At 72.9% G+C, this 12,858-nt stretch carries 8 protein-coding genes; all 8 read right to left on the reverse strand.

Going from position 1 to position 12,858, the window contains the following annotated elements; all coding sequences use genetic code 11:
• Window positions 1-17: 17 nt before the first annotated feature.
• Genes AB0D10_RS32910 through AB0D10_RS32945 form a run of 8 tightly spaced genes read right to left on the reverse strand, consistent with a single transcriptional unit; the run spans window position 18 to window position 12,718 of the window.
• Window positions 18-1,175: a hypothetical protein gene (locus AB0D10_RS32910; RefSeq protein WP_360262630.1), complete on the reverse strand. Its 1,158-nt coding sequence runs from the start codon at window positions 1,173-1,175 to the stop codon at window positions 18-20.
• The gene (locus AB0D10_RS32915) at window positions 1,168-1,521 is read right to left on the reverse strand and encodes a LysM domain-containing protein (protein ID WP_360262631.1); all 354 of its coding nucleotides are present in this window, start codon (window positions 1,519-1,521) and stop codon (window positions 1,168-1,170) included. Before AB0D10_RS32915 ends, AB0D10_RS32910 begins: the two co-directional genes overlap by 8 nt.
• Complete coding sequence (locus AB0D10_RS32920; RefSeq protein ID WP_360262632.1) at window positions 1,518-2,165, reverse strand: hypothetical protein; 648 nt, start codon at window positions 2,163-2,165, stop codon at window positions 1,518-1,520. Before AB0D10_RS32920 ends, AB0D10_RS32915 begins: the two co-directional genes overlap by 4 nt.
• Window positions 2,162-2,758 carry a hypothetical protein gene (locus AB0D10_RS32925; RefSeq protein ID WP_360262633.1) on the reverse strand — a complete coding sequence of 199 codons (597 nt, stop codon included), beginning with the start codon at window positions 2,756-2,758 and terminating at the stop codon, window positions 2,162-2,164. The genes AB0D10_RS32920 and AB0D10_RS32925 overlap by 4 nt, the downstream gene beginning before the upstream one ends.
• Before the next feature lie 52 nt (window positions 2,759-2,810).
• On the reverse strand, window positions 2,811-9,059 hold the full coding sequence (locus tag AB0D10_RS32930; protein WP_360262634.1) for a DUF4157 domain-containing protein: 6,249 nt from the start codon (window positions 9,057-9,059) through the stop codon (window positions 2,811-2,813).
• Window positions 9,056-9,406 (reverse strand): hypothetical protein, encoded by a 351-nt coding sequence (locus AB0D10_RS32935; RefSeq protein ID WP_360262635.1) that lies wholly within the window; start codon window positions 9,404-9,406, stop codon window positions 9,056-9,058. The genes AB0D10_RS32930 and AB0D10_RS32935 overlap by 4 nt, the downstream gene beginning before the upstream one ends.
• Window positions 9,397-11,427, reverse strand: a complete 2,031-nt coding sequence (locus AB0D10_RS32940) for an ATP-binding protein (protein ID WP_360262636.1) — start codon at window positions 11,425-11,427, stop codon at window positions 9,397-9,399. The genes AB0D10_RS32935 and AB0D10_RS32940 overlap by 10 nt, the downstream gene beginning before the upstream one ends.
• 22 nt (window positions 11,428-11,449) lie before the next feature.
• Complete coding sequence (locus tag AB0D10_RS32945) at window positions 11,450-12,718, reverse strand: DUF4255 domain-containing protein (protein WP_360262637.1); 1,269 nt, start codon at window positions 12,716-12,718, stop codon at window positions 11,450-11,452.
• Between the last annotated feature and the right edge of the window lie 140 nt (window positions 12,719-12,858).

Below are 12,858 nucleotides of genomic sequence, written 5' to 3' on the forward strand. Positions count from 1 at the left end.
CAACTCCTGCTGCGGCGTTAGGGGATGACGGTCGGCTGGAGGGCGATCAGGCCCTCGCGGGTCAGCGTGAAGTTCTGGGTGTACGAGCCGCGCTTGAGGTTGTGGGTGACGCTCTTGACGAAGTACAGGCCGTCGTAGGTGAGCCCGGCGCCGCGGACGCCGACCAGCTCGCGCGGCCGCAGCACGTGCCCGTACCGGACGACGTCGAGCTGGCCGGAGCCGGAGACGGCGTCCGCCGACTGCATCGCCTTGGCGATGGTCTCGGCGACGGCCTGGCTGCTGTCCTTCTTGGCGGTGTCGGCGATGACCTTCTTCTTCAGCGCCGGCGCGGGCTTGAGCGCCAGCGGCGGGCGCAGGATGCTGACCTCCGGCACCGGCAGGACGGAGGACACCTTGGTCGCCGGGAGCTGGATGCGGGCCTCCGGCTCCTCGCGGGCCGTGCCGTCGAAGGCGAACGTCAGCTGGTCGACGTTGGACAGCGCGTCCATGTTCACGTTCAGCGCGTGCTGCGGGACGCCGAGCCGGTTCTCCGGCCCCCAGTAGGCGCGGCTCATCCCGGGGACCGGGCCCGGGTCGAGGTAGAACACGTAACCGTTGGCCTTCGCCAGCTCGCTGACGTACCCGAGGTCGGTGCCCTTCTGGAAGTCGATCCGCCGGGTGGGCATCGGCGTCTGCGGCACCAGCTCGGGGACGACCAGCGGCAGGATGCCGTACTGCCCGTACTTGCCGATGATCGCGGCGACCCGGGCCGCCGGGGACATCGCGGGGAAGGGCACCCCGGCCTGCTCCTCCAGGTCCATCAGCACCGTCAGGTCCTCGCCGGTGACGGTGAGCGTGGACTGGCCGGGCTGGTTGCTGATGCCCACCTCCTGGCGGATGATCACACCGTCCATCAGCACGGTCGGGGTGCCCGTCACGGTCACCATCAGCACGACCCTGGTCTTCGGGTCGAAGAAGCCGCCCGGCAGCAGCGCGGTGTTGATCAGACCGTGCTTCGACAGGTCGAAGGCGAGCTGGAACCCACTGCGCTGCCCGGACGCCACCGTGACCTGCGCCGACAGCAGGGCGTCCGTCACCGGCTGCGGCACCGGCACCGGGATCTGCGGACCCATCAGCAGGCTGAGATGGATCGACCCGACCGGCCCGCCTCCCGTGACGGCCGAGAGGTCAGGCATTGCCCACCCCCGGCACCGCACCGGGCAGCGCGATGGTGATCCGCTGGCCCGGCGTCGCGGTCAACTCCCGCGGATCGACCACCGGGTTGGCGTCGGCGATCCGCCACCACTGGTCGGCGCTGCCGAGGTAGCGGTCCGCAAGCAGGTCGAGGCGGTCGCCGGCGCTCACGGTGTGCTCGGCCAGCGGGGTCAGACCGTCCGCGCTCGGCAGCAACCTCCGCTGCAGGTACGGCACCTGCCGTCCGTCCGGAGTCGTGTGCAGGGCCACCGGGACGCCGTGGTACCGGCTGGTCAGCGGGTACGGCGAGGGCGCGGGCAGCGCGCCGGACGCGGGGTCGACGGTCATCGGAGTCCCCCTCCCAGGCCGAGCACACTCAACCGGCCGTCGGCCGCGGCGCCGACCAGCCGCTCCTTCTGCGCCAGGTGCGCCAGGTACAGCTCGGCCCCGCGGTGGCCGGTCGGCAGATCGGTGACGGTCAGCACGCGCAGGCCGATCGCGACGGCCGCCCTGATCGGATTCAGCTCGATGTCGAACGCCTCTTCGGTGATGGTGAGTTCGGTCAGCCGAACCGGCAGGATCCGCTTGCTGCCCCAGGTGAACAGCGTCAGCGGCGCCTCGACCGGCGTGATCTCCAGGGTCCCCGCCGCGGCGAGCGCCTGATTGGCCCTCAGCTGCGCACTGGCCGGCTGCACCAGCAACTCCAGCGTCGCCAGCTGCGGATGGATCCCGTTCGGCGACGGCACGTCCAGCTGGTCCGTCGCGTCCAGCTCCGCGGTGAACTTCCACGTCTCCACGGCCGGCCCCTTCAGCCGCAACGCCTCCGTCCGGTCCCCGCTCCCGTCCGCCCCCGCCACCTGCGGCGCCAACGACCGCTCCAGGCTGTCCGGATTGAACTGCAGCACGATGACCCGCTGCGGCGTCCCCCGCTGCGGATCCACGATGACCAGCCCGGACCGCACGGGCCTGGGCGCGTCACTGAAACCGGTCACCGCGCGTCGTCCTCGGACTCGAAGGCCGAGGCGATGCTCTCGGCGCGGGACCGGATCCACTCCACCTGGTCGTGCGACGCGATCTCCCTGATCTGGGGGAGGAGCTGTCGATAGCCGGTGTACGTCGCGGCCCAGAGGCCGGCGAGTCGGACCTGGGCCTCGCCGTCGGTGTACGTCCCACTGATCCTTCGGAACACCTCCTTGTCGAACTCCGCGGACGCGGCGAGCCCGATCCGGAGGGTGTTCCTGACGCGTTCGCGGGGCTCGTCGGCCTCGTCGAGCAGCTCGAACAGTTCTGGGAGGGTCCACGGCCGCAGGCGATCGACGACCGGACCCACGAACGGTTCCACGGCGGGGCGGCTCGGTCCCGCGAGCAGGACGTATCCGATGCCGGACGTGGCATCCACGACGTAGTGCAGCGAGACGTTGCCCGCACCCAGCCAGATCAACTGCCCGTCCACACCCTCGTCCTTGTCGCGGGGGATCTCCCGCACGAGCTCCCAGCCAAGACCGAGGGCAACGCCATCGACTTGCTCGGCACCGACTCCGGGGCGCAGGACATATCGATCGGACTGGTAGTCGTACTCGGTCACGCTTGTCATCCTTCGTACGGTGATTCGTGTGGTGAGCGGAACGCGGCTAGCTCTACTTCCGGTTCTCGGCGAGGTACATTTCCTTCACGACCGCGCTGATCTTGGCGAAGAGCGCCTGTTTCACCCGCTCATCGGTCGGCTCGACGCTTTCGAGTTGGAGCTCCTTGATGATGGCGGGAATCCTCTCCTCGATGCCGAAGTCCTTGATCCATGCCGCAACGGACCTGACATGGCGGTCCGCCAGCTTGTCGGCGTTCTTCAGGGGGCGCATCTGCCTGTTGTAGGCGTTCCGTGACTCCCTGTTGAGGGCCTCCAGTTCTGTCCTGTCGGTCCCGGAGCCCGCGCGCAGCCCCTTCAACCGTGCCAGATCGGCGGCCCGCTCAGCCTTGATCCGATTGCGCTCGTCCTCGATGGACCGCGTGCCGGCCAGATCGTCGGTCAGCCACTCTCCGCCCTTCTCGGATCCGGAGAAGGCGGCGGGCAGGGATTCGAAGATGCCCTTCAACACCTTGGGCCGGTTCTTCCCCTCCTGCTCGTGGACGAGGCGTTGCACCAGGAGAGCGTTCGTCACCATGGCTTGCGGGTCTCGCTCGACCTCCTGCCCGGCCAGCAGCCAGGCGGTCTTGAGCATGTCGGTCCGGTCCTTCTTCGGAATCCCGGGCAGCTGCGGCCTGCCGCGGAAGAAGTTGTCCGTGAACGTGACGTAGTCGTCCCATTTCCCGTTCGTCGTCAGCTCGTCGGGTATGCCGGGTTTCTTCACCCCCTTCACGGTCTTCGTCAGATAGATGTGGCTCAGTTGCTCCTCCGACAGGAACCCTTCGCCGACGACCACCTTGTTGGGCGTCTTGTCGCCCGTCTGCGTGCGTCGGAGCGAGGCGAGCTGGCCCTGCTCATCGGGGAAGTCCAGAACGTCCTGTTCCTGTTGTTTCAGCGGATTGAGTGCCCGGGTCTTCCGGGTGATGGCCGGCGACGGGACGGGCGAGCGCACGGTGTGCCGGGGTACGACGCCCGGCTCCTTCTGCGTGACGTCGACGTTCGCGCTCGCCTTCACGATCCCCGGGTCGTTCTCGATCTCGATGGCGAGCCGGTGGAGGAACCGCAGGACCTCGTCGCGCGAGATCGTCACGTCCTGCCCCTTGAGGACCAGATCCTCCGGATTGATCAGGGCGACGATCCCGAAGTGGTCCGCGCCGCGGACCGCCAGGTCCGAAAGGCGGTACCACACGCGCATGCCGGCCAGCGCTGCGCGGAGCACCGGGCGTGGTACGCCGCGCGCCAGCATCCCTCGAACCTTCGGCCGGATGCGGGCCACGATCAGTTCGAGGCGCTGCTTCTTCGCGTCCGGGGAGTTCTCGTGCTTGCGGCGGTCCGCGCGTTGCTGTTGGCGCTTGGTGTGCCAGGCGCGCAGGCGGTCGCGCTGTTTGCGGTAGGCGTCGCGGATCTTGTGGGCGCCGTTGGTGAGGGCGCGGCCGAGCTTGCTGTCGAGGAGCCTGCGGCCGAGGGTGCGGGCGGCGACCCGGACGCGGTTGAGGGCGGCCTTGACGGTCTGGCGGGAGGAGTTGAGCGCGCGGCCGACGGGGGAGGTGGGGCGGCGGGGTGCGGCGGACTTCGGGCGGGTGACCTCGCGGCGCGGGCGTCGGGGGGTGGCCGAGGGGTGGCGCTCGGCCTGCCGGACGGTGTGCCGGGCGGGGCCGGTACGGGCCGGGCGGGCGGGGCGGGTGCGGCCGGGGGAGGGCGGCTTGCGCAGTGACCGGGTGGCCCGGCGCAGGCTCGCGCGGGCCTTGTTGACGGCGGTTCCGGTGGCCTTGCGGGCACCGCGACCAGCCTTGGCCAGGCCCTTGAGGATCTTCTGGGCGATCCCCTTGAGCTTGGTGCCGACGGCTTTGCCTGCCCCCTTGAGCTTGCTGAGCAGGAAGTTGGAGATGAAGTCGAGCAGCGCGACCACGCCCGCCGCGACCGCGTCGGCGAACAGGCAGGCGGCCGAGCCGGACTTGACCGCCTTCAGGAAGGTGACGAACTTCCCGATCGCGGCGACGATCTTGCTGATGGTGTTCCACGCCGCCACCAGGCCCTGGATGATCGCCATGATCGCGCCCGCCGCCGGCACGATCAGTGACACCAGCTTCTCGACGACGATCGAGACGATCATGCCGGGCAGCGAGGCGACGATCGCCTGCCAGGCCATCCGTCCGATCTGGGCCATCGAGATGCAGCCCTTGACCAGCACGTTGACGATCGTGGAGGTCAGGCCGACCACCGACTCGACCTTCTCGTTGAACCAGGTCCGCACCGCGCTCTTGATCGCACCCCACAGGTAGTGCTGGATGCCGTCGATCGCGGCGCTGCCGAGCTTCTTGAGCCAGCCGCCCGGGTCGGAGGCGATGTCGCCGATCAGGACCGCGAACTCGCCGAAGATCGCGATCGCCTTCTGCACGAAGTCGATCGCGTCCATGACGGCCTTGCGGACCGCCTCGATGGCGGCCTTGAGCCCGGCCTCCAGCGCGTTCAGCAGGGCGTTCAGTCCGGCCGCGAGCAGGTCGAGCAGCTTGTTCACGGCGTTCTTGAGCCTGTCCGCCCACTCGTTGACCTTGGCGACGGCCTTGTCGCGCCACTCCTCGATCTTCTTGCGGAACCTGTCCCGCAGTTCGGGGAAGGCCGCCAACAGGACATCGCAGATCGCGATCAGTGCGTCGGCGAGCTTGTCGATCAGGTCGACGGCGAACTTCCGTGCCTGGTCGATCGCCCAGTCCACGAACTTGCGGAAGCCGTCGATGATGTCGCTGATCAGGCCGCGGAAGTAGTCGAAGACCTTGGTGACCGCCTCGACCAGCGCGTCGAAGGCCGCCTTGACCTTGGACTTGACCCAGCCCCACCAGCCCTCGGACTCCTCCTTCTTGCGGTCCTTCTCCTTCTGCGCCTTCTCCTCGGCCTCCTTCCGCTTGTCCTGGATCTTCTGGTTGTCCTGCTGCTGACGGTCCTGGACGTCCTTGTCGGCCTCGGTGCGCTTCTTGTCGATCCGGCCGCTCTTGTCCTGGTGCTCCGCGTCGGAGTCCTGGTCCGCGGTGGTGACCTTCTGGTCCTGCTCGGTGCGCCACTGCTCGCGCTCGGCCTTGACCTTCTCGGCGGCCTCACCCCGTTCGCCGGCCTGGGCCTGGGCGTTGTCGGCCACCGCCTGGTCGACCTCGGCCTGGTTCTGCCGGCGCGCATCGGCCTCGCCCTGCTTCTGCTCGGCCTGTTCGGAGCCCAGCCGGCTCTGGCCCTGGCCGACCGCGGCCTGGATCTGCGGGCCGCGCTCCTGCTGGGTCACGATGCCGATGCCCGGCTCGGTGTCGACCGCGCCGCCGGCCCTGGCGCCCCTGCCCTTGCCCCCGCCGCCCGGTACGGAGGCGGTGAGGGTCTCCTTCGGCACGTCCGGGTAGATCCGGTCCTCGCCCATCGGCTTGGCGGCGTCCTCCCGGCCGACGCCGAGGATCTTTGTGGAACTGTCCTTGAGCTTCGCCGCCTGCCGGTCGGTGCGCGCCGGGTCGCTCTCCCCGGTCAGTTCGACCCTCGGCGCGGGGCCGACGGTGGTGTTCAACGCCGGGTCGGTCGTGGGCACGTCGCCGACCGCGCCCTGCACCTGCTGCACTTCCTGCGGCGAGACCTGGTTGCTCGCGTCGTCGGCGACGTGGGGCGCGGCGACCCGGTCGCCGGGGTTCTGGCCCCCGACCTTCTTCTGCTCGGCCTTCTGCTGCTCGCCGTCCGCGGCCTGCGGGCCGACCCGCTCCAGCCGCTCCGTCACCGCCTCGGCAGGCGGGGCGGCTTCGGGCAGGCCGGACTGGGTCTGCGGGGCGCCGGACGGGCGCTGGACGGCCGGCGGGGCGGCCTGCAGCCGGGCGTGCTGCTCGCCGACCGTACGGTCCACCGAACCGTCCACGCCGCCCAGGGTGGCGGCCATCCGGTCGGGCGGCAGGCTCGCGGCGGTGGCGAGCGCGCTCTGCGGGTCCTGGGCGGAGACGTCGGGCGGGGGCGGCCGCTCCTCCCGCTTGGGCGGGGCGCCCCCGGCTGCGCCGCCCGCCGCGCAGCCGCCACCGGCGCCTCCGCCGTTGCCACCGGCACCGTCCGGCTCCGCCTCGGTGGTGGGCTGCTGTGGGCCCGCGCAGGCACCGCCGCCGGACTCCAGTGAGGCGTCCGGGGCGGGCTGGGTGGCGAGTCCGGCGGGCGCGTCGGCCTGCTCGGCCGCCGGGCCGGGGGCGGCGCCGGCGTCGCGGCCGGTGTCGGGAGTGGCGCCGGTGCCGTCCGGGCCGTCGCCGCCGAGCGGACCTGCCGTGGTGGGGGCGGCAGCGGTGAGCTCCGGGCCAGGGCCCTGCGGCTCGGGTGTGGCCGCGGGCTCGGCCTCGCGTGCCTCCTCGGCGGGGGCTTCCGGCTGCTGCGGCTCCGCAGGGGCGGGCGCGGCGGCGGCCGGTGCCGGGGGTGCGGTCGGGTTCGTGGTCGGGTCGGGGCCGATCTCCTGCTCGACCGGCTGCTCCGGCTGGAGGTCACGGGCGCTCCGGTCCTCGGCCTCGGCGGCGGGGCTCGGCTCGGGGGCAGCCACAGGCTGTGCCGGTTCGGGCTGGGCCGGGTCGGGCTGGGCCTGCTCGGGAGCCGTCGGCTCCGTCTCGTCCTCGGGTCGGCTCTCCCGTTCGGCCTGCACCTGGTCGGCCTTGGTCGCGGGCGGCGCGGGGAACTCCGGCGCCTCGGCATGCACGGGGGGCGCGCCGTCCGCAGCCACCTGGACCTGATCGGTGGTCGGTACACCGGACACGTCGAGGTCGGCCGAGGGCAGGAAGTCCCCCGGGTTGAGCTCCGGCCCGGGGGCGGCCGACTGCGACTGCCGGTCCTCGCCGGCGCCGGGCGAGTCGTGGACCTCCGCGTCCGCGCCGGGCTCCAGGCCCAACGGCCGCTCCTCGTCCGGGGTTTCGCGCTGCTGCTGGTCGCCGTCCAGCATCCCGTGCCGGGCGAGCGGGCTGTCCTCGGCCCGCGCGATCGCTTCCAGCCGCTCGGGTTTGACGGGTGCGGGCTGCGGCAGCGGCGCGGCGGCGGGCTCCTGCGGCTTCGTGCCGGCCGAGGGCTGGGCGGCGGCGTCCGCCGGTCCGGCTTCGGGCGAGCCGGGTACGGAGACGGCTGCCGGCTGTGCGCTCTCCTCCGTCGTGGCGGCCTGCTCCGGCCCCGCGTCGGGGGTCGTCGAGGGCGCCTCCTCGACGGCGGGAGGCTGTGCGTCGGCGGCGGGCTGGGCCTGACCGGCCTCCGGCTGCGGAGCCGGCTGCGCGCCCGGTGGAGTCTGCGCGGCCTCGCCCTCCGCGGGCTGGGCCTGCTGCTCGTCCTGCTGCTCCGGGCGCTCCTGGTCGTCCTTGCCGCCGTGCCCCTTGCGGCGCTTGCGCCGGCCCTTCGGGTCGTCCGACTGCCGTGCCTCCTCGTCGAGTTGACGCTTCCGGTCCTGCTCGTCGCGGTCCTGTTCGTCCGTCTGCCCGCGCTCGTCGGTGGCCCGGTCGGTGACCGGCTCGGGCGTCTGTGCGCCGTCCACGTCGGCTGGGCGGTGCTCGGCGGCCTCGACCAGCTCCAGCACCCGGGTGTAGTCCGACGAAGGCAGCCGGTCCGCCAGCCGGGCAAGCACGGAGGCCTGCAACTCCGGTGCGAAGCGTGCGAGTTGCAGGCGGACCCGGCCGGAGGAGTCGGTCGGGTCCCCGCGCAGCGAGCGCAGGATGCCGGCTGCCAGCCGGTCGACCAGGGTGGCCGGATCGAGCTGCTCGGTGCGGAACCGGTCGGCGTCGACGGTCGCGTAGCGGAGCCAGCCCGGCGTGGCGCCCGGCATCGCCGCCGCCGGCCGGTCCTCGCGCGCGCCGTGCTCCGCCTCCCGTTCGATCGCGTCCTGCGGCAGGCTGACCGCGCCCAGGTCACGGCCGGCCCGCAGCGCGCCGAGCGGGTTCGGGGCCTGGACGGTGTGCAGCAGCTCGTGGGTGAGCAGCCGCCGGCCGTCCTCACCGGCCGGCCGGTACTTGCCTTCGCCGAAGAAGAGGTCCGGACCGACGGCGACGGCGTCCGCGCCGATCAGCTCGGTCAGCGCGGCGGAGTCCCGGTCGGTGTGCACCCGGACCCGGCTGAGGTCGTGCCCGAGCCGCGCCTCCAACTCCCGGCGCACGCCCGGGTCCAGCGGCTGGCCCGCGCCGGAGACGATCTCCTTCGGCTCGGGCGTGCGGGCCTTCGGCGCCCGCGTCTTGCGCCGGGTCGCGCCCTGCTTGGCGTCCTGCCCGGAATCCCGGGCAGGAGCGTTCAGTCGGCTCATGTCCGCCCCCGCTCCGGCGCCCGGCAACCGCCGGACAGCCCGGTGTGCACGGCGCGGGCGAGCGCCTCGCCGAGCCGCTGCGCCGAGGCGTCAGCCGGCAGCGGCGGCAGCCCGGAGAGCAGGTCCAGCGCACGGTCGCCACCGACCGCGAGCGGCACGCCGCGCGTCTCGACCAGGCGGGTCAGCTCGCTCCGGAACGCCGCCGTCAGCCGCTCGTGGTCGATCCGCGCGAAGCCGTCGAGGACCAGCTCGCCGATCTCGACCTCGATCCGCCCGGCACCGCCCGTCCCCGCGCTGCCCGGCCCGGCGCTGCTCCGCCCGATCCCGGGCCCCTCGGTCAGATCCATCCGGAGACCTCCGAGGGCGACAGCGAGCGCTCCAGCTTGAGGTACTCGGTGCGCGCGGCGGCCAGCAGGTGCCGCATCTGCATCGGGCAGTCCTCGTCGGCGGCCAGGAAGGCGGCGGACAGCGCGATGTTGCGGATGGAGCCGCCCGCCACGGTGAGCTGGGCGAGCCGCTCCGGATCGACGCCCTGGCTGGGGGTCTGCGCGGGGATGACCCGCCGCCAGATCTCGGCGCGCTCCGGCACTCCGGGGAACGGGAAGTCGGCCACGAACCTGATCCGCCGCATGAACGCAGGGTCCAGCGCCTTCTTCATGTTGGTGGTGAGCACGGCCAGGCCCCGGTAGGCCTCCATCCGCATCAGCAGGTAGCTGACCTCCAGGTTGGCGTAGCGGTCATGGCTGTCCTTGATCTCGCTGCGCTTGCCGAACAGCGCGTCGGCCTCGTCGAACAGCAGCAGCGCGCCGCCGCGTTCGGCCGCGTCGAAGACCCGCCGGAGGTTCTTCTCGGTCTCGCCGATGTACTTGCTGACGACCTGGGAGAGGTCGATGACGAACAGGTCCACGCCGAGCTGCCCGGCGACGACTTCGGCCGCCAGCGTCTTCCCGGTGCCCGACCCACCGGCGAACAGCGCGGTCACGCCGAGGCCGCGGCGCAGCACCGACTCGAAGCCCCACTCCTGGTAGACCGTGCCGCGCCGGCGGACGTGGGCGACGATCTCGCGCAGCGTCGCGAGCTGGCGCTCCTCCAGGACCAGGTCGTCCCAGGCGGCGCGCGGCTCGACCCGCCGGCCCAGCTCGTCCAGGGACATCCGGGCTTCCACCAGTCCGGCGTGCCAGGCCAGTCGGCTGACGTCCGCACCCTCCTCGCCGTCCGCACCCTCCCCGCCGTCCGCGCCGTCCCCGCCGTTGCCGCTGGACTCGGCAGCCCGCCGGGCGGTCGCCGCGGCCGAGCGGATCACATGGCCGGGTAGCGAGAACTGCGCGGCCAGCGCGCGGAGTCCGCCCTCGGTGACCCCCGGCGCACCGTCCAGCACCTCGGCCCAGATCCCCAGCTGCTCCTCGGGGCCGAGCGGGGGCACGGTCAGCCTGGTACGGTCCGAGGCCCCGGCGGGCGGGGGCTCGTCGCCGGACACGACCAGCGGCACCGCGAGGCCGGCGAGGAAGGCCTCCGCGCCGTTCGGGGCCTGCGGACGCTCCCGGCCCGGCTCCCCGCTCTCCACCAGCAGCGCGGCCGGGATCAGGATCGCCTCGCGCTGCCACAGCCGGGCGAGTTGCTCGCGCTCGGCGGGCTCGGTGGGCAGGTCCTCGCGGTGCGCGGCGTAGAGGCCGAGTCCGGCGCGGTGGGCTGCCTCCGCCGCGATCTCCCAGCGGGTGCGGCGGTCGGCGCCGGTCAGCTCGGTGTGCGGCGGGCCGGACAGCCCGGCCGAGGTCCACCCCCGCGCCAGCGCGGCGGCGCACCGCTCATGCGGGCCGGGCAGCCCGTCGGGCGGTCCTACCCGGGTGAGCAGGCCGTGCAGCCGCACGTCCAGGTACGGCACGCCGACCAGGAAGTGCAGCACCCGCTCGTCGATCCGCAGCCGGGAGGCGGTGAGCGCCGTCTCGTCGTCGAGTTCGACCAGCCGGAAGCGGCGCAGCGGGCCCACCGGGGTGAGCGCGCTCCAGTGCGGCTGGTCCAGGGCGGCGAGGGCGAGGGAGAAGGTCGGGTACGCGCGCCCCGGGTCGCCGCCCGCCGCGGCGCACCGGGCGGCGGCCGTGGGGTCGATCGCGGGGGCGGAGGTCAGCACGAGGACGTCGCGCTCGAACGGGGTGAGCCCGAAGGAAGCGGTGACTGCGTCCAGAGCGGTGGCGGGCTGCCGGCGCCCGCCCCGGCGGGTGCCGGGGGCCGACGGGACGGCGGGCTCGGCAGTACGGCCGGCCGCGTGCGCGTCGACCCGTTCGAGCACGGCGGCGACCGCGGCGGACAGCGACTCCCGGTGCGAGTCGTCCGCCGAGCCGTCGCGGCCCTGCCTCCGGCGCGTGCTCATCTCCAAACCTCCCGTCCTGTGGTCAGTGCGTCAGGTCCACGACCGGGCCGGTGAAGGCCCCGTCGCCGGACACCGTCAACTCGCTCGGCACGCCGTCCACCTGGATCCGGGCCAGGTACGCCGTCGGGCGGACGCCGACGACCGGCACCCGGACCTCGAACGGGTCGGTGCGCGGCAGCGGCGGCGCGGGTGCGCGGAACTGGTGGCTCGCCCCGGGCCGCCCGGCGGGCGGGTGCAACTCGTCCAGTAGCAGCAGGACTTGCTGGTCGTCCCGGAGCGGCAGGTCCAGCCGGACATCCAGCCGGGCCGAGACCCCGGCCGGTCCGTCGCTGCGGTCCGCGGTGCCGATCGGCGCGACGATCCGCGGCTGCCGGGTGAAGGTCTGCACGTTGGACTCCACGGCGAGGTGCTCGGCGGCCGATCGGCCGTCCAGTGCCAGCCCGTGCAGCACCTGCACCCGGAACACACCGGGCGGCAGGTCCTCCGGTACGGCGACCACCAGACGGTCGTCCCGGACACCGCCCGGGTCGACCGTCACCCGGCGCTCGCCCAGCCGGGCCACCACCAGGTCCGCGCGCAGGCCGGAGCCGTCCACCACCAGCTCCCGGTCCTTGGTCACCGGCCCTTCCGCGGGGGCGCCCTGGGACCCGGCGGGCCGGGAGAGCACCCGCTCGACGATCGGTCCGCGGGACGGCACGGCCCGCACGGAACGGCGCAGCACCGGCTTGCCGGCCACCGGATCGGCCTTGCCCTCCACGAAGACGGCGGTGGCCTGGTAGGCCACGGACAGCGCGTACGGCGTCTGGAACAGCGTCATCCACAGCTTGGACATCTCGTCCACGTCCATCGGCGTGGGCGTGAAGCGCACCCGCTGCGGCGAGGCGGCCAGGTCCGTCCCCACCAGGTACGGCTGGGTGGCCGCCTCCTCGATCAACTGCCGGGACAGCAGCGGCTGTTCGGTCAGCGCCCGGACCACGCAGCCGAGCAGCCGCTGGCCGACCAGCTGGGTCTCCTCGCCGTAGCAGCTGATCAGGTAGTGCAGGTCCAGGGCGGCAGCCGGCCGGGTCAGCACGGTGCCGTCGGTCGCGCGGGTGGGCGCGTCGCGGTTGCGCAGCGAGGCGTTGGGCGTGACCTGGTAGAGGAAGACGGTGATGGTCGGGTCGGTGGGCGGCTCGGTCGGCGGCTTGCGGGTGCTGACCTCGACCGCGAACGGGATGTCGGGCGAGAGCGCTCGGGTGATGAGCAGCCGCAGCGCCTCGCTCACGGTGGCGATCGCGAGGTGGTTGCTCACGGGTTCACCCCCTCGGTCATGTGCCCCACCCGCTCGGTCATGAGGTCTCCGTAAGGTGTTGTTCGGCCCGGGAGGGCCGGATGTGGCTGATGAGGTCTTGCCTTCAGTGGCTTGCCAGGAGTGGCCGTCCGGCTCTCCGG

Origin of the sequence: Kitasatospora sp. NPDC048545, assembly GCF_040651155.1 — a bacterium.
Classification (GTDB): Bacteria; Actinomycetota; Actinomycetes; order Streptomycetales; family Streptomycetaceae; genus Kitasatospora.

Excerpts from the sequence above, each read along its gene's own strand:
- AB0D10_RS32935 (WP_360262635.1), bottom strand. The coding sequence starts at position 9,406 with ATGGATCTGACCGAGGGGCCCGGGATCGGGCGGAGCAGCGCCGGGCCG.
- AB0D10_RS32930 (WP_360262634.1), bottom strand. The coding sequence starts at position 9,059 with ATGAGCCGACTGAACGCTCCTGCCCGGGATTCCGGGCAGGACGCCAAG.
- AB0D10_RS32940 (WP_360262636.1), bottom strand. The coding sequence starts at position 11,427 with ATGAGCACGCGCCGGAGGCAGGGCCGCGACGGCTCGGCGGACGACTCG.
- AB0D10_RS32915 (WP_360262631.1), bottom strand. The coding sequence starts at position 1,521 with ATGACCGTCGACCCCGCGTCCGGCGCGCTGCCCGCGCCCTCGCCGTAC.
- AB0D10_RS32910 (WP_360262630.1), bottom strand. The coding sequence starts at position 1,175 with ATGCCTGACCTCTCGGCCGTCACGGGAGGCGGGCCGGTCGGGTCGATC.